Consider the following 22,575-nt stretch of genomic DNA (forward strand, 5'->3'; position numbering starts at 1 on the left):
CAAGTGAGCGAGGAACTGGATACCCTTATGGATGTCATGAGTTCTGACCTTTTTATTCTATTAGACTTATTTTGGCTAAGCCTGATCTTTTCTCTGCTGCTAACCCCAGCTCTGCAAACGGTTACCTATTTTATTCTCTTTTTCGCAAGCAGCTATGTATTATTTACTAGTGTTTACTTCTTTATTTTTAAACGAATGTTCAAGAATTGTTAGAAATTGCTGCATTATTTCTTCCCCAGCAAGGATGCCCGCCCTTTCCGTATAGGTAACTTCCTTTTTTGGGCCGAACTGTGCAAGTTCTCCGTGAGTCGGGACGAACCTGTTTTGACAATTTTTCAGAAAATCCCAGTCAAGTATCGAATCTCCCGCGCCTGCAAGAGCCGGTGAACCTTCGCGACTGCAGATATAATCAAGAGCTGCACCCTTGTTAATAGCATTGGGGATTAAGTAAAGCTTTCTCCCCTGCAAGGAGATCCTCCAGCCATATTTAGAAACAGTCTCACTTAAATTTTGCACTTCTGAGAGTGATGGGGAACTATCTAATAGATAATAGAAAAATAGATTATCGGCTGATTTAAGAACTCCGTTAAAATGAAAGCATCTCCTTTTTAATCCAGCTTGTAATTCATCCAGCGGAGCCGATTCCCTCCGGATTTGAGACAGAATATGCTCTGACCAATCCATTAGGGGTTCCCCTTTATATAAAATTGTAGCCCCATTAAACGTAATCGCATAGGGCAGGGAAATTTCTTTTTCAAAAATGGTAAACCGTTTATATTGGGCAGAGGTCCTGGTTGTAACAGGGATAAATAAACAATTATGGCAAAGCTCAACTAGGGCATGATAGGCCGTTTCTGACATAAATGCTACAGGGATTCCATCCTTCACTTCCACAGGTCTTAGCAAAGTTTTTTCAGGCAGTCCAAATTGTTCGATGGCTCTTTTTGAATAAACTAACGTACGGTCCATATCAGAGGCGATAATCATTTCTTATCCACCTTTACCGTTTTAATTAACCCGCAGCAGGAATAATTTAAATCAGGGTAAATAACCACTTCCACGCCCTTTTCTTTAGCAAGCATAAGAATATGCTTCACATAAGGGCGCGAGGGGTCACGCATTAAGATTTTCCACGGAACCCTTCTTAACAACACCCGGGTTGTTTCACCCACCCCCGGCTTAATATAGTGCGTGCTTTCAATCGAAAATTCCGCTTGAATTTTCTTTACATCCTTCATCCCTAAAAATTCAGCCTCAATGGTTTCTAGGTTTCTTTTAGCTGCTGCTTTTACGGCATCAGTTGTAATGAAAGGAAATTCTGCGGTGATTGAATCAATATATTCATTTGAGACATCGGAAGGGAGAAGTTCACGGTAAAACTTTGCTCCGTGGAAATCATCCTTTCCGATGTATTTTTCATTCAAAACGGTCCTGCTTACCAACCCGGAAACGGTGGAATTCAGGCATGCGCTGGGAATTAAAAAATCCTCCCTCGTCCCGAAAAGCGGTGTACAGTGGCCAGGGTCGGCAAGAACAGCAAGCCGGTCGTCCAGCGTCACACCATATTTTTTTTCGTACTGTTGACAGGCCATTTCGAGTTCAAGAGAAATAGCCCCTTTTCCTGTCCAGCCGTCCACGAATTGAATCTTTCCCTGCGGATGTTTTTCCAGAATATAGTGAAGGGCATTTTCGTCAATCCCCCGGTCACGAATGATTGAAATACTGTAATGGGGCAGGGAGACATTATATCGCAGCAGAAGATAGCGTTTCATTAAAATCCCCACTGGCGTTCCTGCACGGGCAAGCGAGCAAAGAACGGTGTTTTCCTCTTTTAACTGATAGATTTGCTCCGCCACAATCCCAATACAAAGAGCGACTTTTCGTTTATAGTCATCTAATGACTGTCGGAACAAGTCTACATAAGCCCTAGGTGGCTGGTACTCGATAGGGAGCGATTCACTATAGTGCTGTCCGGACTGTACCCGCCTTTCACGATTGGCAGTGGAATCCTCAAGCTGGTATTCACTTAAATCCTTTAAGAGAAAAACAACATCGTCTTCTCGGTAGGATCCGATTTTTGCTGGATTCTGGATGAATTTATTCATTACATTCACCTCTTTTTGCAGAGAAAAATATGAGCTTGATTGATTTAATCTGTAATTTTTCAAGTTCTGTTATGATTGGCTGAAGATGGCGAGATTCTACTTCTCTTTCAAAAAAAACAAATACCTCATCATATTCAAATGGAGGAATATTATAAACAAAATGCGTGATTTCCGGATCCTCCGGTGCTGGAAAGGAAAAACCGAATCTCACCCCATACCCCTGTTTGTTTTCAATATGGATCGGACTTCTCGTCGTAGATTGATAGGAAACATCCGGACCCATTTCAGCAGCAAGCTTCATGGGAATATACATAAATTCCCCTGTACCAAGGCATAGTGTTTTTCCCCCTATCCTTTGTTGACGAAGAAATAATGCTGCTTCCGATATTTTCAGTTGATTGATCTGCTTATCGTTACTTGTGATCCCGAAGCGTCCTGTTTCCTGAATAAAACACGCCATATTTCTTGATGTCTGATAATTGGAACTTGAAAAAAATGGCCCTAATTGAATGAATTCTTTTGAAGTAGTTAAATGGTTTTCCCATTCATTTCCCCTGTTTTTTTTATGAACCTCACGCAGCTGCTTCACTTCCACCCTTCCCGCTAATAGGGATACCGTTCGGATTGTAATTCCTAGTTCTTTTTCCAGTTGGGTAAATTTCATCTTATCTTCATCCGATCGCCAATCCAATATTGAAACAACGGTATAAATCTTTCTTGGAAAATGAGATTGAATCGATTGAATAATATTTAGAGCTGTTTTTCCTGTTGTCATTTCATCATCAACAAGGATAATCTCCCGCTTATTTTGAATCATAGCTTTAGGGATATAACAGCGATGGGAGGTAGCATGGGAATGCTCTTCCTCAAACGTTATTTCAGGCTCCCTGCTTACGAGTATTTCTCTCGTCGTATGAAAAAAATTCACCGATTGGAAACTGTCAAAAAAAGCATGCCCTAGTGCTGTCGCAGTTTCTGCAAAGCCAATGACAATAGGATTGATCGATGATGGAATAAAAGTGCTGCCCGACAATGGTTCATTTCGAATAAACGCGGCTAATATATGTGGAGTTTCCGGACATTTAACTCCCTTTACTGATTCCAAATATCGCGCAGCAAGCAGTGCAGCTGCTAGAAGTCCTTTATTCGCATCAATCGGCAAATGCTTCCCTAGAACCTTACTAACGAATAAAAATGATCGTTTTTTATTGATCCTTGCCGCCATCGTGAAAAGATCCTCAACCGGCAGACTGTAAGGATTTTCGCTCACTTCCATTTGAACCTCAATGGAATCCAAAATATTAAACGTAAACTTCTTTTTTAATAAGGTCGATGTTTGTAACTTCTGCATGTAACACCCCGTAAAGCTGTGATTTTAAAAGAATCTTTTTTGCCCAAACGTAATGCGGCTTTATTTCATTCATTTTGTTCGCAAAGCCGCTTCTAACCACTCCGAGATGACCTTCGGCCGCTTCTACAATCGTACAGGCATCCATGTATTCCTCTAATGAAACGACATTCAGCGCTTGGACGGTTTTGATATGCGAGGGATGGATTACTGTTTTTCCTGTCAATCCGTTTGCAATATCCATAAGAACCTCACGAATTAGTCCATCCATATTTTGGTCAATTAATTCAGCACGTAATTTCAATCCTTCGTCACCATACCTCTCACGGAACGGTGTTTGCCGAAGCAGCGGCTTTAGCATTCTTTCTTTGGCAGAAAAATACTCCCAAACCGGTCCAGACACTATATAGGGGTCGTCCCCTCGTTGAAATATATTAATGATATCGGCAATGCAATCTCGTAAAATAGCAATTTCATAAACCGTTGTATCCACACTTCGGCGAATTCCATACAAGCCGCTAAAATCGGTTGCCCCAATCCTTATATTCAAAATCAGCTCACGATTCTGATCAAGTAGTTTTTTGACTTTTAGCAATTCTTCCAATCTCGTCTCTTTTTGGATGATCCTTGCTGTCTCAAGGATTGGCATGGCATAAAAGGGATGCTGTTCACTATGTATTTCCCGTACTTCCTTTAAAAGCCCCGCGCCATCTTCTACTGAAAACTTTGGCAGCACCACACCCGTTAACAGTTTTACCGCTTCTCCTAACTGTTTTTTTAGCCTTTGAAACTGCTTACAGTCCCGAATCCGGATAAACATTAAAGGTAAATCTTCAAACCGCAAAAACTGCCTATTTAGCTCTTCAAATAGTTTGGAAAGCTCCTTAACAAGTTTTCCTTCCGCACTTCCGACTTCAAGATCACCGACTGCATCTTCTAAATCAATCACAAGGGATGTCAATCCTTCATATTTTTTGGATAGGATTTCCTGATGAATATTCGGACGGGTTGCCGGCATATAAAGCGTTGCTCCAAGGCCATACGCTAACAGCTCACGGTTCACAAATTTATTGAAGTCTTTTGGCTTTTGATAAAATAGATGCTCCATTTCATCATAAAAATAGGAGAAAAATTTCATTTTTAACTTACTCCTCATGATAAAAATAAGGGACCGGACTTTCGTCAGCTCCCCCATGTAATATAATATGCTTATTAACCGTTCTCTTTGCTAACTTCTTTTTTCTTGTTGATGAAATGGACGATAAATGTAGCACCGAACGTAAAGAGTAAAATAATAAAGAAATAAAGTGGTTCCAATTCATAATGGAATAGAACACCTGCAAACATCTTAACTGAAATAATTAAAATCAAGATATAGGCGGTTGTTTCAAGTTCCGGTATTTTGTCAATAAGGGCAAGAAAGACTCCAGCAACTCCACGCATCATTAATACGCCGAGCATTCCGCCAATTAATAGTACCCAAATCTCATTGCTTACCCCAAAAGCAGCCAGTACGCTGTCAACGGAGAAGGCGATATCCATTAATTCTACTGAAGCAACGGTTCCCCAAAAGGTTCCGAACATCCGGATTAATAAACCATTTTTGTTGATTCCCTCTGCTTCTTCGTCCTCTTCCTTACTTTCTTTATGTTTGTCAATAAAGTATTTAATAGCCAACCAAGCTAGATATGCTGCACCTAGTGCTTTTACCCACCACAGCTTTATTAAGTAGACCCCAATTCCAATCGCAATGAAACGAAATGCATAGGCACCTAATAATCCATAAAAAAGTGCTTTTTTACGTTTTTCCGGAGGCAGATGTTTTACCATTACCGCTAAAACGAGGGCATTATCTGCAGACAACAATCCCTCTAGAATAATTAGAGTTCCAATTAATCCCCAACTTACCGGATCTGATAAAACCTTCACCCACATATCCCACTCAAAGAAATGTGAATATGTGTCTAATATTCCTTGTAAAACCGACATTAAAAAAATTCCTCCCAGATGTTCTATATGTTTTTAGAAAAGACCCAGCCTTAAAAGGTGGGTCTCTTTATTTTAATTATCAGCCAACCTGTAATCCAAAATCAGTTGCTAACGCTGCCAGTCCACCTTGGTAGCCGCTTCCGATTGCACTAAATTTCCATTCACCATTATGACGGTATAATTCGCCTACAACTAATGCAGTCTCGATAGAGAAATCCTCTCCAAGGTCATAGCGAATCAATTCTTCCCCAGTTGCTTCACTAAAAATTCGAGCATAGGCATTTGAAACCTGCCCGAAGTTTTGATTTCTGCTGTCTGCATCATGAATCGTAATCGTAAAAGCAATTCGTTGAATAGAAGCAGGAATAGCTGTTAGGTTAATATTTATTTGTTCGTCATCACCGTCACCTGCACCAGTACGATTATCTCCAGTATGTACGACAGCACCATTAGCGCCTTTAGGGTTGTTATAGAAGATAAAGTCAGATTCAGTTGTAACCTTCCCGTTCTCTCCTAGTAGGAATACGGATGAGTCTAAATCAAAGTCATTACCGCCATCATATTTATTCGTATCCCAGCCTAAACCAACAACGACATTTGTTAATCCCGGATTGGTTTTTGTTAAGTCAACTTTTTGTCCTTTTGATAAACTAATTGCCATTTTCCATTCCTCCAATTTAGGTAATAATCTATTTACGAGTTTTTCTTAAAAAGGTTTCATTTATTATAATAAATTTTTTTACCACTGCTTCGCAAATTTTATCATCAACTCATCCATTTAGGAGGTGTATTTTTTGCCCAGTAAATCGAACCGAGATTATAATGGCTTTGATACTCATCATGGTAAGTATGATAATGAAAATTAAACCAGTAGCCTTCTTGCGGCGGCTGATCCCTTCTAACATGAAATCTAAGGATATCCTTGTTTGTTACACTGTTTTTGATATGAAAGATTTTTTCTGAGTGTCCTCCGCTCGGCTGTTCCGTGATGGCAAGATTCCTTAAATCTTCCTCGGGAAATTGGGCGGCAGTTTCTGTAATGGCTTGTTCAATATTAGGTAAAATAATCGTGCGAAACTCGTTCTCGATTATTGGTTTTATTTTGCTTCCGAATTTTTGATAGGATTGTTCCTCCGCTTGTTTGAGTAGTTCTTCCATAAAGTGGTCCCGATTAAACTCCGTTTCTTCTGCAAGAGTAGGAGTTTGGACAAAACTGCCTGAAGGTGCTGCAGCCGGGTTTGATGGTTTTCCTGCGTTGATATTATTCATTAATTGGGATGGTGAAACAAGACCAAAGGTCAAAATCGACACCATCACCACAAAAGATTTACGAATCCAATTCTTCAAAATAAACGCCCCTTTTTGAAATGGAAGGGTAAAGAAGTCCATTTTTATTCTTACAAAATATTATACTTCTTTTTTATGGAAATTGGAAAAAATAGAATTGGATATTTTTCGAATTATATAAAAAAATAAACTGAGGGCCAATGGCTCTCAGTTGTTATTTTTCAAGTATCCCAAAATGAAATTTAGCGGTTTTTCTTCGAAAAACTGTGAAGCCATATTTTTCAAAACGCTGGCTTTTATAATGGTCTTTTAAAATGACTTTTCGTTTGCAAACCCTTCGTGCTTCGGAAATGGTTTCTTCATTCAAATCATGTTGGAGAGCGAAATGTCCTAACGACCTAATCCCATCCGATTCAAGAATGCTTTCTTCAAACATCGGGTCGAAATAGACGCAATCTATAGATGAGGAAGGCTGACTCTTTAAATAATCCAAAGAAAAAGACGTGTTCACCTTTATTCTTTTCATTGCAGAATTGATTTCTAAATAACCAGAATCCCAGGATTGAAGTCCCTCTTTTACGAGAAAGGAAAGGTATTTCTGTCCTTCAATCCCTGTTACCGAGCCTTCGAACCCAACCACAAAACTAGCAACAATGGCATCTGATGCGAGACCGAGCGTGCAATCTAGCATGGACATTCCAATCGATAAATATGCGGCCTCAATAAACGGATCTTTCTCCCCGTTTATTAGTCTTTTTATCCGAAACATCGCAGAATTAGGATGAAAGAAGAAAGGTTCCTTGTGTTCCTGATTATATAGCTCAAGCCGTTCTTTGCCGACAATAAGACAGCTGCCAGCTTCCTCTTTTTGAATTTGGTTAATCGATTTCTTTTTTCTAGGGATATAGGAAATATCGAGTGTTTCGGCTAAGTTTCTTGCTTTTTTTATCATCTGTTCGTTTGTTCGTCCTGCTGTTGTAACAAACATATTATCCCTCTTTAATATAAATAAGCTTTTGAATGAAAAAAAGGATGTCGGCGGACATCCTTATTTACAATGAGTTTCAAACGAATTGATTAAGTTTTGCATGACTTCTTCCATTGCGTGGCCTTCGATATCATGGCGTGGAATAAAATGGACGACTTCTTTATCCTTTAATAAAGCAAATGATGGAGATGACGGTTCATGACCCGCAAAATATTCTCGCATTTTAGCTGTTGCTTCCTTATCCTGGCCAGCAAAAACCGTTACAAGGTGATCCGGTTTTTTCTCACTGTTCAACACTGCCTGAGTAACAGCCGGACGGGCTAATCCACCTGCACAGCCACACACGGAATTCACTGCTACAAGAGTAGTCCCCTTCACATTATCAATAAAATTTTTCACATCTTCTTCCGAAGTTAATTCCTCGAAGCCTGTTCTAGTTAATTCTTGTCGCATAGGTACAACCATTTGTTTCATAAATTCTTCATAGGCATTTGACATTAATAATCCCTCCTGTTTTCAGTGTAAGCATACTATAAAAAATCGCTATATTGCAATCCGGGCTTACTCCCCCAATTTCCTTGCTTCGGTCATTTGTTTCCAAACTGAGCCCTTTGCTTCCTCGCCGCCCTCGATTCGTTCAATTGCCATTTTTATTTGCATGCTGACTTCAAACTCAGAATCGTCTTCAGCAGCCTTTAAAGCAGGCAACGCTTTTTCATTTCCTACTTCATATAAAAACATTGCAGCCCGCCAGCGCACCAATTTACTTGGGTCCTTTAAGGCCTTAAGCATTTCGTCTTGTGCCTCCGCGAACCCTAAATCTGACAAGCAATCTCCAGCTGTCCGGCGGACAGTCACAGTTTTGTCATTTAGCGCTCTATATAAATGCGGCAGAACTTTGGTATCCTTAATCATTCCAAGGTACACCGTTGCAAGTCTTCTAATTGATGGTTTTTCATCGGATAATGCCGTTTCTAAAACAGGCAAATCCTCAAGCTCAGGATCGTCCATTTGTTCAAGCAGTTGATAGCGCACCTGCCAATCTGGGTTGTTTAAATCGCTCTTTGTGATTTTTTTTCGTGAAAGTACTGTTTTTTTATCAGATGTTTCCCCTGAATGTGCTTTTTCAACCAAGGCTTCAAGCCGGTTTTGTGGATAAGCGGCAATCAATTCCTCGACGACTTCCTGGCCAATTTGATCAAAGTCACCGTACCGTACCCCTTGATTTTGCCATTTCCGCAATAAAATATAATTATCTTCTGGAAGCTGCGCCTGCTCTCTTGCCTTTAAAAAATATTCTGGCATCCCAAACCTTTTTTCTGTCGTGCCATCAGTGAGCTTAACCTGCAAAGGAATTCCCTTAAACATTTGGATTTCAACTTTTATCTCACCGAAATGCTCATCTATGACTTTTTCATTTTTAGCAGCATCTTCAGCGTTTTCACCAAATGCCTGACGTACCTTTGGCAATAGTTCCTTCCAATCGAATTTCGCGTTTCGCTCAACTGCCAGGAAGTCAGCTACATGGTATACGCCTTTGATTCCTTCAATTTGTAAGATCTTTTGAATCACCTTTGGTGCATCTGCGCTGGTTTCTTTTTTATAATTATGACTTTTTCCCATTGGGAGTTCTTCATCTAAAAGGATTTTCATTGTATTTGGACTAGGAGTTGGTTCAATTGCTTTTATTTTCAACAGGATCACCTACTTTGTATTCTGTAAACAGTTTAACATATTGAATAAGTTGAATTCACTATTGATGCATATACCTAAAATACTGTTCTTAAAAGGCAATGTTAAAATTGGTTTGATTTCCGCTCAAGTTGTTTCAATATGGCATAAAAAAAGAGGAGAGTTTATCACATTTGCGGTGATAAACTCTCCTGTTATTTATGTTATTGTTTGACTTGCAAACTTTTTGTGCCCTGAAGTCCGATTTGTAATGAGGTCATTAGCCCCTCAAATGTTGCTTCTTCAAGTGTTCTTGGGGCTAGGCAATCACCGATTTGCCATACTTCAGAAGCAGAATCTTTAATTTTCTCATACAATTCCACGTTTGGAACGCGCCCAAGTGAAAGAATGATGGAGTCCACATTTTTAATGGTTTCTTTCTCATAAGAAAATAAATTTCGAATTACCACTTCATCCTCTTTAATTTCGCCTAAATCATAGTGAGGAATCATTTTAATATTTAACTGATAGAGTTTCTTTAAATATTCATTTCTTAAATATTGATGAACTTCCTCACCTATATATAGCCTTGAAGAAATTAATGTTACTTCGTGCCCTTTTTCTGCCAAATCAATGGCTGACTCCATTCCCGGCCAATCCCCGCCGAAATCGAACACCAAGACATTTTTTCCAATATTTTTGCTTTGTTGGTTAAATAATTGATCAACTGTACGAACTCTTGGATCTTTTATCCCAGGGATTAGCGGAATATATGGGCGGGAGCCAACTGCACAAATAATCGCATCCGGGCCAAGTTCCTTAATATCTTCGGGTTCAATGTTCCAGCCAAGTTTTACACTTACATTGCTGATGGACACTTTTTTTATAAAATTGTCAAGCATCGTTTCAGCAAGCTCTTGTCGCATTGGAGCACGCCTTAGGGTATGCAAAAGCCCACCGACCTCATCTGATTTATCTGCTAAAATGACTTCATGGCCAAGCTCATCTAACGTTAAGGCAGCTTTTAACCCTGCAGGGCCTGCGCCGATAATAAGCACTTTCTTTTTCTCACGTTGTGTCTTCTGAAGTGCTTGCACCTCCAGTTCCTTCCCTGCTGTTGGATTTTGGACACAGCCAATGGCTAATCCTTTATGATAATGGCCAATACATGCTTGGAGACAACCAATACAGGCATCAATTAATTGATGATTTCCCTCTTTTACTTTATTCGGCATTTCAGGGTCAACAATTAAGGAACGGGTCATCCCAACGACATCTGCTTTCCCAGTGGCAACAATCTGCTCCGCCTCGACTGGGTCGACAATCCGGGAACCAACAAACACGGGAACTGCGCCCGCCATGCGGATTTTAAAAGCTTGCGGAGAATTATAGCCATGTTTGATTGGAGATGGCGGCACAATATGTGTTGACCCTGCAAAAGTACTAGAATCACCCGATGTAACATTGATGAAGTCTACACGAACTTGATCCACTAAATACTCAACAATTTTTACGGAATCCTTAACATCCAAACCATCCATTGTCATTTCATCGGCACTCATTCGGATCCCAACCGTGAAATCTTCGCCGACTTCCTGCCAAACCCGCTGCATCACTTCCACAATAAACCTCATTCGTTTTTCAAACGAACCGCCATATTCATCGGTACGATGATTGGTTTGGCCGGACCAAAACTGTGCTGGCAGGTATCCGTGAGAGCAGCAGATTTCTACCCCGTCCAGACCACCTTCCTTCGCAAGTTTTGCTGATCGAGCAAAGCCTTTGATTACATCTTTAATTTCCTCAATACTCATCGGTCTTGGCATCGTTCCGAACCGGAGACTTGGCACGGCAGAAGGAGCCAATGCTGCCGTGCGATAATCACTTGAAACAACCTCTCTTCCCCCGTGAAATAATTGACTGAATAGCTTCGTTCCAAATTGATGGACTTCATTTGCGAGCTCTAAATAGGCCGGTACAATCCTTTGATCAAACCCTGCAATTGTATGGGTCGTCAACATTCCTGATTCGTGTACAGCCGCTGCTTCTAAAACAATCAGCCCCACTCCACCTTTTGCCCGGGCCGAATGATAGGCAGTCATCTCCGGCGTGGGTATCCCGTTGGCAACATGATTTGTCTGATGTGCTGTACTAAGAATTCTATTTTTTAATTCTGTGTGACCAATTTCGATTGGACTAAATAAATGCTTATAATTCGTCACGGCTACTCACTCCTATTGGTTTGTATTTAACAAGTAACCTAGCAAAAAACGTGCCAATCGGTAAGGTTGCCATCATTTCAATATATTTTTTAAAAATTCATAATTTTCACTAGAACTAATTGTATAATAAAAGAAATAAGTGAATGTTTTTTGCATCAATCGGTGCAAAAAAGGTTCACCGCAACTTTACTCCCCCTAATAATCTATTAAAACCAAATTTATACGGGAATCATGGTTAAAGTTGCTGCAAAATGTGTTCACTTTTAAAAGGAGGGCTGGATAGATGATCACTGAATGGAACTTTCAACAAAAAATTATTGGAATCGAGAAATTAAATGTATCTCTTCAGGAACAGCTAGAAATTGCATTACGAAAAATAAAGGAACTAACACAAATATTGAATTCCTCCTATGATGAAATTTTTGTAACAGATTCAGAAGGAAATGTTTTATTTGTAAGTGATTCTTGTAAATATTTTACTGGACTCCCGCCTGAAGCCTTTATCCACAAAAATATCTTTGAATTAGTGGAGAAAGGCATCATTACCGACTCGGTCACGATTAAAACGATGCAAACCCAGACAGTACAATCGTATGAACAAAATTACCCTAATGGAAAAACCGTTCTGGCGACAGCTAAACCTGTTTTTGATGATGAAGGGAAATTGTATCGGATTGTCACAAATTCCCGTGATATTTCGGAATTAGTTGAGATGAAAAGAAGGTTGGCTGAGATTCATGCTTTACAGCAGGAAAATCTTGATGAAGCCATAATCGAAAAAGTGATTGGCCGCCAAAAGTTTATTACGCAATCTAAAAACATGGTCAACACACTAAAATTAGCTGAAAAAGTGGCTCCTTTAGACTCCTCGATTTTCATACATGGTGAATCAGGTGTAGGAAAGGGAGTATTAGCACGGATCATTCATGAAAATAGCCCAAGAAATGTGCATTCATTTGTTCAAGTGAATTGTGGGGCAATACCTGAAAGCTTACTAGAATCAGAATTATTTGGCTATGAGGCTGGGGCATTTACCGGGGCGAACAAACGGGGAAAGGCCGGCTTGGTTGAGATGGCAGATGGCGGGACATTGTTTTTAGATGAAATTGGGGAAATGCCACTTGATCTTCAAGTGAAAATCCTCCATTTAGTTCAGGACAAAACTTTTAAAAAAGTGGGAGGAACCACTGAAAAGCACGTTGATATCCGTATCATTTCTGCCACCAATAAAGATCTATTACAATTGATTGAGGAAAAAAAATTCCGTCAGGATTTATACTACCGCCTTCACGTTGTTCCATTAAGAATCCCTCCGTTAAGAAAACGGAAGCAGGATATTTTAGTTTTAACAGATTATTTTTTAAATCAATTTAATCAAAAATATTCACAGCAAATTGAACTAGATGAGAATGCCAAACTCTTTCTGCAGCTCCAAGAATGGCGTGGAAATGTGAGAGAATTAGAGAATTTTATTGAACAAATTGTTGTCACTGCAAGTAAACCGTTAATAAGTATTGAAGATTTACCGTTTGCAATCGATCATCGTATTCCTCATGAAAACAGTCTCTCATTGCAGCAGCTTCCATTGAAAAGGGCTGTAGAAGAAACAGAGAAACAAGTTCTTTCCTATGCACTAAAGAAATATAAATCGACAAGGAAAATGGCCAAGGCATTAGGAGTAAATCAAACCACCATAATGAGAAAACTACATAAGTATCACATGACCTCAAATGAAACGACTTGATTGTTATAATTAACTGAATTTTTAGATATTGGCACAAAAATTGCATTATATTTCAGTGAACAATCAAATGACAGGGAGTGATGAGAGTGGGAGAATTACTTTTTTGTTTTGGCTATGGAGGTTCACTAATTATTTTAGGTCTTATTACCAAATTTTTCGTCAGCAGAATGGAAAAAGATGTAATAACCACAACAAATATATCAAAAGATGAAAAGGCGGGGATGTAAAGATGATCTATACAATCGGTATAATTGTCTCCTTCCTTGTTTACATCCTTATCGGTGTTTTTCTTTCCAGACGAGTTAAAAATTCTGAGGAATATTATGTTTCCGGCAGAAAAGGCTCGACGCTGATGGTCACTGGTACGTTGGTTGCTTCGTTTTTAAGTACCGTCTCCTTTATGGGCGAAGCTGGATTTTCCTATGAAGGCTACCCGATCCTTTTACTCATCCTGGTTATTTTCAATGCAACCGGCTATGTAGTGGGTGTGTTCTTTTTCGGACGGTATTTACGACGGAGTAAATCCTTGACTGTGCCTGAATATTTCGGTAACCGCTTCCAATCAAATAAAGTGCGAATGGCCGCGGCCATCACAACGATTCTTGGTATTGCCGCCTATTTGGTCGCTGTTACACAAGGTGCTGCAGTATTGCTCTCGGAAATTTCCGGAATCTCTTACGCATTTGCTTTACTGATTATGTGGGTTGTGTATGCTTCTTTTACAGTTCTTTCCGGTGCAAAAGGGGTTATGGTTAATGATACCATCATGTTTTTCATCTTCTCGATTGCTACCTACTTAGCTTTCCCGTTTATCATTCATTCTGCTGGAGGTTTTCCGGACGCGATTGTGAAAGCAGCGTCAAACCCGGCACGTCCTGATTTATTAAGCTGGCATGGAATTACCGGTCCAAATAACTATATGGGCGCGCCATGGGAAGCTTTTGTTTGGGCACTTATCTTAGGTTTGGTGTGGTCGGCGGTTATTTCCATTAGTCCTTGGCAAAGCAGCCGTTATTTAATGGCTAAAAATGAACATGTCGCGATTCGCTCTGGTGTATGGGCAACCATTTCTATCATTACGATCTACTTGTTCCTTCACATCAGCATTTCTACGATCACTACGATTAATCCGGATATTAAACCAACGGAAAAAGTGTTCATTTGGGCAGCAATGAATATCGTCCCTAAATGGCTGGGAATTATTATCGTGAGTGGAATCATGGCTGCAGCGTTATCGTCCTGTGCCAGCTTCCTGCAACTTATTGGCTCAAGCATTACACGAGATATCATGGAACAGTCCCGAAACAAAAAATACTCAGATAAACGCCTGCTGGTTACTAGCAGATTTTCAATGATTCTTGCTAGTATTGTCATTCTTCTTATCGGGCTTTGGCAGCCGCCATCCATCATGTGGATTGGCTATTTTGCGGCGACGTTATTTGCCGCTTCCTGGGGCCCTGTTGCGTTTGCAAGTGTATTCTCAAAAAAGGTAACCAAAACAGGTGCACTGTGGAGTATCATATTTGGATTTTTAGGAGTAATTCTCGGCGAATCCCTGAAAAAATACGGTGTAAAACTGCCTGTTTATTTAGATCCAGTGATTATTGGAGTCATTTTAAGTTTAATCGCTCTTTGGTTGGGCTCTAAAGTTGGTGATATTTCTGCGGCAGAACGAGAATTCCAAGCAAATATATTAACACGGCCGATTGAAGCAGACGATAAAGAAGAAATGGCTATCACAAAAAGATATCCTGCCTATTTAATGATCAGCGGCGTTATTATCATCATCATTACGTTTATTTTCTACTACTATCCGTTGACATTGGCGATGTAGGCAAAATAAGTCCAGGTTTTCGGTGTAAAGTTACACTCAAACTTTTTTTATCAGCGGTTTTTCAGGCCTTATCAGCGGTTCTACCCATTTTATCTGCGAATCAAAAAAAGTTGACCCAGATATTGAATCTGCGTCAACTTTTTTATTGTACAAAAGCTATTATTGTCCTTCTGCTAGCTCCGCGAGGTAGGTCCAACGTTCAATTAACTGCTCAAGCTTCTCATTTAATTCTGCTTCTTGTTTCATCAAATCCTGTGCTTTTGTAAAATCACTGCCAACCTTTGCAAGTTCCGCTGAAGTCTCTTCCAGTTTCTCCTCTGTTTTAGCAATCACGTCATCAATCTCTTCCCACTCTTTTTTCTCCATGTAAGTCATTTTTTTCTTTTTTTCCTTTTCCGGAGATTTTGCTGATTGGGCGGTGGCGCCAGTCGTTTTTTGCACTTCAACTATCGATTCTTTTTCAAGATATTCTGTGTAATTGCCAAAAAATGAATCAATTGCACCATCCCCTTGTAAAACTAGCAGCTGGTCGACGACCTTATCTAAGAAATAACGGTCATGTGATACAGTGATAACGACCCCAGGAAACTCCTCTAAATAATCTTCAAGAACGGTTAATGTTTGTGTATCAAGATCATTTGTCGGCTCGTCCAAAAGTAGAACATTAGGTGCTGTCATTAATATTTTTAATAGATATAGACGGCGTTTCTCGCCCCCGGAAAGCTTTCGAATGGGTGTCCCGTGACTAAACGGCGGAAATAGAAAACGCTCAAGCATTTGCGCTGCCGAAATTGTTTTTCCATCGGAAGTCTCGACAATTTGCGCCGTTTCCTTAATGTATTCAATCATCCGCATGTTTTCATCCATGTCTTCGCTTTCCTGTGTGTAGTAAGCGATTTTTACCGTTTGCCCCATCAGGAATTCCCCTTCATCAAGTGGAATTCGCTTAGCAAGTATATTGAGCAAAGTTGACTTTCCTGTTCCGTTTCGTCCAATAATCCCGAATCTGTCTCCAGGCTTCACCAATAGGTCAAAATGGTTAAGGATTGTTTTCGCCCCGTATCGTTTAGAAGCATCCTTTAATTCAAATACCTGCTTCCCCAGCCGGCTCCCATTTAAAGAAATATCAAGCTTCTCCCCAGAGGGTTTCCCGCCTGCAAGCTTATCGTCCAGCTCCTCAAAGCGCTGAATCCGCGCCTTTTGCTTTGTTGTTCTCGCCTTTGCACCTCTTCTGATCCATTCAAGTTCCCGTCTGAAAAGATTTTTTCTTTTTTCAAATGTTGCTGCCTCATTTTCTTCTCGGATAGCTTTGGATTCCAAAAAGGCCGCATAATTTCCTTTATAGCTGTAGAGATTTCCGCCATCTAATTCAAACATTCGATTTGCAACACGGTCTAAAAAATAACGATCATGGGTGACGAGTAAAATTGAACCGCTATATCTGCTCAAATAATCCTCGAGCCATTTGACAGTATCAAAATCAAGATGGTTGGTCGGTTCGTCTAAAATAAGTAAATCAGGCTCAGCGATTAAAACCTGCGCCATTGCTACACGTTTTTTCTGTCCCCCGGAAAGCTCACCTATCTTCTTTCCAAAATCCTCAATCCCTAATTTCGTTAAAATGGATTTCGCATTCGTACTCGCATCCCAAGCATTCAGAGCATCCATTTGTTTTTGTAAGTGAAATAGCTCGTCCTGAATTTTGGAGTCATTAGGAGAGGAGTTGAGCCTTTGAAGCGTTTTTTCATAATCACGCATTAATTTTAAGATCGGAGCTTCTCCATGATAGACCTGCTCAAGTACCGTCCGGTCTGCATCAAAATCGGGCTGCTGAGCCAAAAAGGCAATAGTATAATCCTTACCGGCAATACTCTTCCCCTCGTCCGGCTGATCCAAGCCTGCGACGATTTTTAATAAGGACGATTTTCCCGTTCCATTTACCCCGATTAGGCCGACACGCTCTTTTTCACCGATTGTAAAAGAGATATCGTTAAAAAGTTGTTTCTCCCCATAGGTCTTCGTGACGTTTTCCACTGTGAGCATTTTCATGATTGACCATTCCATTCTTGATAAAATTGTTCTAAAAATATCTCCATCATTTGATGACGGCCTTCAGCCATTTTTTTTGCCGTTTCTGTATTTAACAAGTCTTTTAATTTTAGTAGTTTTTCATAGAAATGATGAATGCTGGTTGATTTCCCTTTTCGGTATTCCTCTATCGTCATTTCTTCTCTTATCTGGTAGGATGGGTCATAAATCTGCTGACCCTTTTTTCCCCCATAGGCAAAGACACGGGCAATCCCGATGGCGCCGATTGCATCTAGTCGGTCCGCATCTTGGACAATTTTTGCCTCGATTGAATCAAGCTTTACCTTTCTTCCACCCTTGAAAGAAATGGAAGCGATGATTTTTTTAATTTGCTGTATTTCGTCTTTTGATAATTCAATTGTTTTTAAAAATTCATCCAGCTTTGCTTCGCCTGTTTCTGTGGTTTCATTTAGTTTTTCATCCGGTATATCATGAAGGAGCGCTGCCATTTCAATAATGAACGGATCTCCTGATTTTTCTTGTTCGTTTATATATAATGCATTACGGCGGACACGGTCGACATGGAACCAATCATGACCTGTCGCATCTTCACCTAATTCACTTTGGACAAACATTTCTGCTTGTTCAATGATTTGTTTTTTCAAATAAAACACCTACCCTCATCCTTGCTATTCTATCATGAAAAAGAAGGATTGTTGAAAAACTTTGGATGAAACCTTCCTAATTCAAAAAATAAAATCCGCAGGGAGTCTGCGGATTCAACCAACTATTCCATTCCGTTAAACCAGCTAATTCCTAGGGTGTTCTCGCCCGCGTGAACGCCGATTACTGCTCCCAGTGGGCAGAGGAGAATCGTAAGTTCCGGGAATTGTCTGCTTAACTCCTTCTTCCATTCTTCTGCCTGATCCTCATGCAATCCATACAAAATATAAACTTCCTTCATCTGATATTTTTCATAGGAGTGCCGCAAATAGTCGACAATCCTGTCTTTTGCTTTTTTCTCGCTTCGGACCTTTTCCCTAACGGTTAAAGCACCGTCCTCAATTGAAATAATAGGTTTCACATTCAACATACTGCCAAGGAAAAATTGCAGTCCTGTCATCCTGCCGCCGCGGTGGAGCTGCTCTAGGCTGCCGACCAAGACATAGGCTTCATTTGTTTCCCTAATCGTTTCCAGCCTGTTCACGACATAGTCTAAGGTTTTTCCTTCCGAGAGCCATCCCATCCCCTTTTTAATCAAGGCAGCTAGTGGATAGGTTAGAATTTTTGAATCAATCGTCGTGACAGGAATTGCCACTAGATTACTCGCTTGAACGCTTGAAGAAACTGTGCCGCTTAATTTTCCGGAGATGAGTACCGTAATGACCTGATCATACTCTTTCTCTAATCGCTCATACATCGTTTTAAAGGCTCCCACAGAGGGCTGCGAAGTTTTTGGCGGTGTCTTTAATGTTTTTAATTTTTCAAAAAGCTGTCCCGCCGTTAAATCTATGCCATCTAAATATTCCTCGCCATCAAGAACAATCGAAAGCGGAACCGTATATAAATCCGGATGTTTTTTTAGTTCATCATCTAAAAATGCTGTGCTGTCGGTTACCCAAGCCGTTTTGAACAAAAATGATCACTCCTTATCCCAATACTCTATAGCTTTAGGAATATCATTACTTTAATGGTAACCTCTCATATTAGTATTGTAAATATTTAAAATTTTCAAAATAACCTATAACAGACCCTCAATATCTTTAACAATCTCAATCGGTTTTGTACTAGGAGCATAACGTTTATGGACATTCCCAGTTTGATCCACTAAAAATTTGGTAAAGTTCCATTTTATTGCTTTAGACCCCATGACCCCGGGAGCTTGTGAAGCTAAATAATTGAATAACGGATGTGCCTGACTGCCATTTACATCCACTTTTGCAAACATCGGAAAAGTAACACCATAATTTAATTCACAAAATGATTTGATTTCCTCTTCATTGGCAGGTTCCTGGTTCATAAATTGATTGCAGGGAAAACCTAATACGGCAAATCCCTTGTCCTTATACTTTTCATAGATTTGCTGAAGCTCATTAAATTGCGGGGTAAATCCACACCTACTTGCCGTATTGACAACCAATAATACTTTCCCTTTAAATTGTTCAAGTGAAACGTCAGCACCATCAATAGTTTTAGCATTAAATTCATAAATTGCCATTTTATTTCCCCCTTTTAAATTAGCATTTCAAGCCTCTTTAACGATGAAATGATATATTCAATCATCTCAACTAAATCATCTAATTGTTCTTCCCGTACCATCCGATCAAATTCAACCGTAACGGTATGCAGCCCTTCTATTTCCTTGTGAATTGGATTCATTTGTACCCATTGCGTAATTTTTCTCGAAGGTCCCCATATATCTGAAAATAGTTTCTCAATTTCATTATGATCTACATTGGGACTCTCGTAACAGAATTCAAGTTTCAGGGAACAGCCCGCCATTTTTTCTGACCCGACTACTGGAATTAGTTCTGCTGCTAAATTTACCATACTAGATTCTAGTTCAATTTTAACCGAAGGACTCTTCCCAGAAGATTCAGCCATTTTAAAAGAAACATCAAAATTCCGTGACATTTTTGCCATATTAATGATATCGTTGCGATCGGTAATCACGATTTCGCCGCCCAGGTCTAAGTCATATATAGCACCCTCAATGACAACTTTCATGTTATCGAAAGCAGTTGGATCAAACATAGATTTCACCCTCTTTTAATTTATTACTGTTATTGTATCTAAAATTATTTTCTTTTCTGTAAGAGAGATAATGTTTATAATGTTATTGACCAAATATTAAAAATTTATATTTAATTAAGACATGATTTTGTTTAACAGAAGAAGGAGATGGTCACTTGCCTATTAATATTCCAAGGCTTTTACCCGCACGGGAAGTACTCGAACAAGAAAATATTTTTATCATGGATGATGAACGTGCGATCAGCCAGGACATTCGTCCGTTAAATATTTTAATTTTAAATTTAATGCCCATAAAGGAAAGGGCAGAAACACAGCTATTAAGATTATTAGGAAATTCACCGCTTCAGGTGAATGTGAAATTTTTAAAAACACGTTCCTATGAATCTACCCATACAAGTAGACAGCATCTTGAACAATTCTATACCACTTTTCCCGAAGTTAAGCCGCAGAAGTTTGATGGGATGATTATTACCGGTGCTCCAGTCGAACTTTTAGAGTTCGAACAAGTAAAGTATTGGCAGGAGTTAACAGAGATAATGGACTGGTCAAAAACCAATGTGACGTCGACGTTACATATTTGCTGGGGAGCCCAAGCTGCGCTTTACTACCACTTTAATATTGGTAAATTTGAGCTGCCGCGTAAATGTTCTGGTATCTATTCACACCAGGTTTTTGATGCGAATGATATCTTATTGCGCGGATTTGATGATGTTTTCTACGCACCGCATTCTCGGTATACAGATGTATCCATCGAAGAGATAAAAGAACATCCTGAATTAAAGCTGTTGGCCGCATCAGAAAAAGCGGGGCCATTATTAATATCCTCCCGCGACAGAAAGCATGTAATGATCACAGGTCACTTAGAATATGAATCTGAATCATTGGCAGAAGAATATACGAGAGATGTTAACAAAGGGCTGGATATCCATATCCCAGAAAATTATTTTCCAAATAATGACCCAAGCAACCCACCGGTAAACCGCTGGCGCTCACATGGACATTTATTCTTTTCAAACTGGCTGAATTATTACGTCTATCAAGAAACACCATTTTTATGGGATTAAACAAAGCATCGGTTCGGAGTGAACCGATGCTTTCGTTTTATTTTATCTTGAACATAAATACCCACATAAAGGACAAGGACTGCCGCAATTCGAGTGGTAGATTTTCAACAGGCAGTTTTTCTGCCTCACGCTTGTACACTCCCATTTCGGCTATTTTTTTAAAGCCATTTTCCTCTGCAAGCTTTTCGAATTCCCATGGCATCATCGTATTACAAATGACCTTTTCTCCATAAAGTCTTCGAAAGCTATTGATTCGCGGCATAGCGGTCGGTCCTAAAATGGCTATACAAGCCAAGCCGTCTTTTTTTACGATCCGTTTTATTTCGAAGAGAACCTTTAAGGGACTTTCTGTCCATTCTAAAGAATTAATGGCCATAACGGCATCGAGAGAATTTGGCTCCAGAGGAACCTCTGAAATATCTGCCTTGATAAATTGAACGGAACTTCCCACTGCCAGCACTGATGCCTTTTCAAGCATTTGCTCTGATAAATCGATTCCTGTTACGTGATGACCCATTCTAGCAAGCTTAACGGAAGCATAGCCATCCCCACAGCCTAAGTCACAAATCGCAGACTCATCAGGCAGATATTTTTTCAAAAAAGGGATGATGTCCTTCCTGCTTCCCGTTTCCCACATCCCTCTGCTGCTGGAATGCCAGCTATCTGCCCGATTATCCCATTGTTTTTCAGCTTCATCAACCCATTGCATTTCCACATTAAACCTCCAAAAATGAATTTATATTTATAATTCGTTTCAAATTAAAAATTCCCTTCTTGATTATTATCCCTACCATTTAGAAAGAATAATGGAAAAAGGAGGAATAAGAATGGAGACGATTGTCGGGCTTCACCGGAATCATTTTGGCGAAATTATTAGCTTCGTTACTTCGGAAGGGAGGGTCATTTCTTACCGGAAAGCGTTAATGGAGGCTGAAAATGGCTTAATAGCTGGAATACAAACAGAAGAGGATTCTGAAGGCAATTTAACCTTAACCTCTGGGCTACAACAATCCTTTGACCAGTATCCAAATTTATTTTAAAAAGCACCTGGCTTTCGAACCAGGTGCTTCCCTTTTGCAATTACGGCTATTCCAATTCGTTTTCATTCTGCTTTTGAATGTCTCTTAATGCATCGATTCTTGAAATGTCTTCCTCAAAAAACTGAACAAGATCGCCAATCCGGTCAATCGAATCCCAGCTTAAATGATGTTCAATTCCTTCCACATCATTATAAATATTTTCGTCCTTAACACCGATAATTTTTAACATCTGCTCAAGAAGTGCATGACGAAAAACTAACCGTTTTCCTATTTTCCGTCCTTTTATAGTTAAAGTCAGACCTCTATACTTTTCATAAACCAAATATCCATCTTTATCTAGCTTTTGAACCATTTTTGTTACTGAGGAGGGATGTACTGATAACGCTTCCGCAATATCAGAGACTCGAGCATATGTTTTTTCTTCAATCAGTTTATAAATTTGTTCAATATAATCTTCCATACTTGGTGTTGGCATCCCGTTCCCTCCAAATAAATCATCAT

At 39.7% G+C, this 22,575-nt stretch carries 23 protein-coding genes; 5 read left to right on the plus strand and 18 right to left on the minus strand.

Annotation, left to right across the window (positions count from 1 at the left end):
• Nucleotides 1–159: 159 nt before the first annotated feature.
• From RCG21_RS24015 to RCG21_RS24065, 11 genes are all read right to left on the minus strand, one after another.
• Complete coding sequence (locus RCG21_RS24015; RefSeq protein ID WP_133336065.1) at nt 160–987, minus strand: hypothetical protein; 828 nt, start codon at nt 985–987, stop codon at nt 160–162.
• Nucleotides 984–2,105, minus strand: coding sequence for a cysteine protease StiP family protein (locus tag RCG21_RS24020; RefSeq protein ID WP_133336063.1), 1,122 nt, complete (start codon nt 2,103–2,105; stop codon nt 984–986). Before RCG21_RS24020 ends, RCG21_RS24015 begins: the two co-directional genes overlap by 4 nt.
• The gene (locus tag RCG21_RS24025) at nt 2,098–3,456 is read right to left on the minus strand and encodes a phosphoribosyltransferase family protein (RefSeq protein ID WP_308913863.1); all 1,359 of its coding nucleotides are present in this window, start codon (nt 3,454–3,456) and stop codon (nt 2,098–2,100) included. The genes RCG21_RS24020 and RCG21_RS24025 overlap by 8 nt, the downstream gene beginning before the upstream one ends.
• Nucleotides 3,407–4,591, minus strand: coding sequence for an HpcH/HpaI aldolase/citrate lyase family protein (locus RCG21_RS24030; RefSeq protein ID WP_133336059.1), 1,185 nt, complete (start codon nt 4,589–4,591; stop codon nt 3,407–3,409). Before RCG21_RS24030 ends, RCG21_RS24025 begins: the two co-directional genes overlap by 50 nt.
• A 74-nt stretch (nt 4,592–4,665) precedes the next feature.
• Nucleotides 4,666–5,442: a TerC family protein gene (locus tag RCG21_RS24035; RefSeq protein ID WP_026574267.1), complete on the minus strand. Its 777-nt coding sequence runs from the start codon at nt 5,440–5,442 to the stop codon at nt 4,666–4,668.
• A gap of 79 nt (nt 5,443–5,521) precedes the next feature.
• On the minus strand, nt 5,522–6,103 hold the full coding sequence (locus RCG21_RS24040; RefSeq protein ID WP_133336057.1) for a TerD family protein: 582 nt from the start codon (nt 6,101–6,103) through the stop codon (nt 5,522–5,524).
• Nucleotides 6,104–6,207: 104 nt separating this feature from the next.
• Nucleotides 6,208–6,789 carry a YpjP family protein gene (locus RCG21_RS24045; protein WP_308913864.1) on the minus strand — a complete coding sequence of 194 codons (582 nt, stop codon included), beginning with the start codon at nt 6,787–6,789 and terminating at the stop codon, nt 6,208–6,210.
• Between the two features lie 154 nt (nt 6,790–6,943).
• Nucleotides 6,944–7,717 carry a class I SAM-dependent methyltransferase gene (locus tag RCG21_RS24050; RefSeq protein ID WP_133336053.1) on the minus strand — a complete coding sequence of 258 codons (774 nt, stop codon included), beginning with the start codon at nt 7,715–7,717 and terminating at the stop codon, nt 6,944–6,946.
• 60 nt (nt 7,718–7,777) lie between these two features.
• Entirely contained in the window at nt 7,778–8,215 is a 438-nt protein-coding gene (locus RCG21_RS24055; RefSeq protein WP_133336051.1) for a BrxA/BrxB family bacilliredoxin, read from the minus strand.
• Between the two features lie 63 nt (nt 8,216–8,278).
• Nucleotides 8,279–9,412, minus strand: a complete 1,134-nt coding sequence (locus RCG21_RS24060; protein WP_133336049.1) for a conserved virulence factor C family protein — start codon at nt 9,410–9,412, stop codon at nt 8,279–8,281.
• A 200-nt stretch (nt 9,413–9,612) separates the two neighbouring features.
• Nucleotides 9,613–11,610 carry an oxidoreductase gene (locus RCG21_RS24065; RefSeq protein ID WP_133336048.1) on the minus strand — a complete coding sequence of 666 codons (1,998 nt, stop codon included), beginning with the start codon at nt 11,608–11,610 and terminating at the stop codon, nt 9,613–9,615.
• Between the two features lie 283 nt (nt 11,611–11,893).
• Between RCG21_RS24065 and RCG21_RS24070 the strand changes: the two genes are divergently transcribed.
• From RCG21_RS24070 to RCG21_RS24080, 3 genes are all read left to right on the plus strand, one after another.
• A complete protein-coding gene (locus tag RCG21_RS24070) occupies nt 11,894–13,354 on the plus strand; it encodes a sigma-54 interaction domain-containing protein (protein WP_133336045.1) in 1,461 nt (486 codons plus the stop codon).
• Nucleotides 13,355–13,440: 86 nt separating this feature from the next.
• A complete protein-coding gene (locus tag RCG21_RS24075; RefSeq protein ID WP_165976300.1) occupies nt 13,441–13,581 on the plus strand; it encodes a hypothetical protein in 141 nt (46 codons plus the stop codon).
• Between the two features lie 2 nt (nt 13,582–13,583).
• Entirely contained in the window at nt 13,584–15,188 is a 1,605-nt protein-coding gene (locus RCG21_RS24080; RefSeq protein ID WP_133336043.1) for a sodium:solute symporter family protein, read from the plus strand.
• Nucleotides 15,189–15,347: 159 nt separating this feature from the next.
• Here RCG21_RS24080 and RCG21_RS24085 read toward each other — a convergent pair whose 3' ends face one another.
• The 5 genes from RCG21_RS24085 to RCG21_RS24105 form a co-directional block, all read right to left on the minus strand.
• Nucleotides 15,348–17,237 carry an ABC-F family ATP-binding cassette domain-containing protein gene (locus tag RCG21_RS24085; RefSeq protein WP_133336041.1) on the minus strand — a complete coding sequence of 630 codons (1,890 nt, stop codon included), beginning with the start codon at nt 17,235–17,237 and terminating at the stop codon, nt 15,348–15,350.
• On the minus strand, nt 17,234–17,851 hold the full coding sequence (locus RCG21_RS24090; RefSeq protein ID WP_208025378.1) for an HD domain-containing protein: 618 nt from the start codon (nt 17,849–17,851) through the stop codon (nt 17,234–17,236). The genes RCG21_RS24085 and RCG21_RS24090 overlap by 4 nt, the downstream gene beginning before the upstream one ends.
• Before the next feature lie 152 nt (nt 17,852–18,003).
• On the minus strand, nt 18,004–18,852 hold the full coding sequence (locus tag RCG21_RS24095; RefSeq protein ID WP_133336039.1) for a DegV family protein: 849 nt from the start codon (nt 18,850–18,852) through the stop codon (nt 18,004–18,006).
• A 105-nt stretch (nt 18,853–18,957) separates the two neighbouring features.
• A complete protein-coding gene (locus RCG21_RS24100; protein ID WP_133336037.1) occupies nt 18,958–19,434 on the minus strand; it encodes a glutathione peroxidase in 477 nt (158 codons plus the stop codon).
• A gap of 14 nt (nt 19,435–19,448) precedes the next feature.
• Nucleotides 19,449–19,970, minus strand: coding sequence for a hypothetical protein (locus tag RCG21_RS24105; protein ID WP_133336035.1), 522 nt, complete (start codon nt 19,968–19,970; stop codon nt 19,449–19,451).
• Between the two features lie 155 nt (nt 19,971–20,125).
• Between RCG21_RS24105 and metA the strand changes: the two genes are divergently transcribed.
• Nucleotides 20,126–21,034, plus strand: a complete 909-nt coding sequence (gene metA, locus RCG21_RS24110; RefSeq protein WP_133336033.1) for a homoserine O-acetyltransferase MetA — start codon at nt 20,126–20,128, stop codon at nt 21,032–21,034.
• A 37-nt stretch (nt 21,035–21,071) separates the two neighbouring features.
• On the opposite strand, the gene RCG21_RS24115 is transcribed toward metA, so the two are convergent.
• Entirely contained in the window at nt 21,072–21,743 is a 672-nt protein-coding gene (locus RCG21_RS24115; protein ID WP_133336209.1) for a class I SAM-dependent methyltransferase, read from the minus strand.
• A 118-nt stretch (nt 21,744–21,861) separates the two neighbouring features.
• On the opposite strand from RCG21_RS24115, the gene RCG21_RS24120 reads away from it, so the two are divergent.
• Nucleotides 21,862–22,074: a DUF3892 domain-containing protein gene (locus RCG21_RS24120; protein ID WP_133336031.1), complete on the plus strand. Its 213-nt coding sequence runs from the start codon at nt 21,862–21,864 to the stop codon at nt 22,072–22,074.
• Nucleotides 22,075–22,120: 46 nt separating this feature from the next.
• Here the strand turns inward: RCG21_RS24120 and mntR are convergent, their stop codons facing one another.
• The gene (mntR, locus tag RCG21_RS24125; protein WP_133336029.1) at nt 22,121–22,549 is read right to left on the minus strand and encodes a transcriptional regulator MntR; all 429 of its coding nucleotides are present in this window, start codon (nt 22,547–22,549) and stop codon (nt 22,121–22,123) included.
• Between the last annotated feature and the right edge of the window lie 26 nt (nt 22,550–22,575).

This window comes from Bacillus salipaludis (assembly GCF_030938565.1).
Lineage (GTDB): Bacteria > Bacillota > Bacilli > Bacillales > Cytobacillaceae > Neobacillus > Neobacillus salipaludis_A.

Excerpts from the sequence above, each read along its gene's own strand:
- RCG21_RS24015 (WP_133336065.1), bottom strand. The coding sequence starts at position 987 with ATGATTATCGCCTCTGATATGGACCGTACGTTAGTTTATTCAAAAAGA.
- RCG21_RS24020 (WP_133336063.1), bottom strand. The coding sequence starts at position 2,105 with ATGAATAAATTCATCCAGAATCCAGCAAAAATCGGATCCTACCGAGAA.
- RCG21_RS24025 (WP_308913863.1), bottom strand. The coding sequence starts at position 3,456 with ATGCAGAAGTTACAAACATCGACCTTATTAAAAAAGAAGTTTACGTTT.
- RCG21_RS24030 (WP_133336059.1), bottom strand. The coding sequence starts at position 4,591 with ATGAAATTTTTCTCCTATTTTTATGATGAAATGGAGCATCTATTTTAT.
- RCG21_RS24035 (WP_026574267.1), bottom strand. The coding sequence starts at position 5,442 with ATGTCGGTTTTACAAGGAATATTAGACACATATTCACATTTCTTTGAG.
- RCG21_RS24040 (WP_133336057.1), bottom strand. The coding sequence starts at position 6,103 with ATGGCAATTAGTTTATCAAAAGGACAAAAAGTTGACTTAACAAAAACC.
- RCG21_RS24050 (WP_133336053.1), bottom strand. The coding sequence starts at position 7,717 with ATGTTTGTTACAACAGCAGGACGAACAAACGAACAGATGATAAAAAAA.
- RCG21_RS24055 (WP_133336051.1), bottom strand. The coding sequence starts at position 8,215 with ATGTCAAATGCCTATGAAGAATTTATGAAACAAATGGTTGTACCTATG.
- RCG21_RS24070 (WP_133336045.1), top strand. The coding sequence starts at position 11,894 with ATGATCACTGAATGGAACTTTCAACAAAAAATTATTGGAATCGAGAAA.
- RCG21_RS24080 (WP_133336043.1), top strand. The coding sequence starts at position 13,584 with ATGATCTATACAATCGGTATAATTGTCTCCTTCCTTGTTTACATCCTT.
- RCG21_RS24085 (WP_133336041.1), bottom strand. The coding sequence starts at position 17,237 with ATGAAAATGCTCACAGTGGAAAACGTCACGAAGACCTATGGGGAGAAA.
- RCG21_RS24090 (WP_208025378.1), bottom strand. The coding sequence starts at position 17,851 with ATGTTTGTCCAAAGTGAATTAGGTGAAGATGCGACAGGTCATGATTGG.
- RCG21_RS24100 (WP_133336037.1), bottom strand. The coding sequence starts at position 19,434 with ATGGCAATTTATGAATTTAATGCTAAAACTATTGATGGTGCTGACGTT.
- RCG21_RS24105 (WP_133336035.1), bottom strand. The coding sequence starts at position 19,970 with ATGTTTGATCCAACTGCTTTCGATAACATGAAAGTTGTCATTGAGGGT.
- RCG21_RS24115 (WP_133336209.1), bottom strand. The coding sequence starts at position 21,743 with ATGCAATGGGTTGATGAAGCTGAAAAACAATGGGATAATCGGGCAGAT.
- RCG21_RS24120 (WP_133336031.1), top strand. The coding sequence starts at position 21,862 with ATGGAGACGATTGTCGGGCTTCACCGGAATCATTTTGGCGAAATTATT.
- mntR (WP_133336029.1), bottom strand. The coding sequence starts at position 22,549 with ATGCCAACACCAAGTATGGAAGATTATATTGAACAAATTTATAAACTG.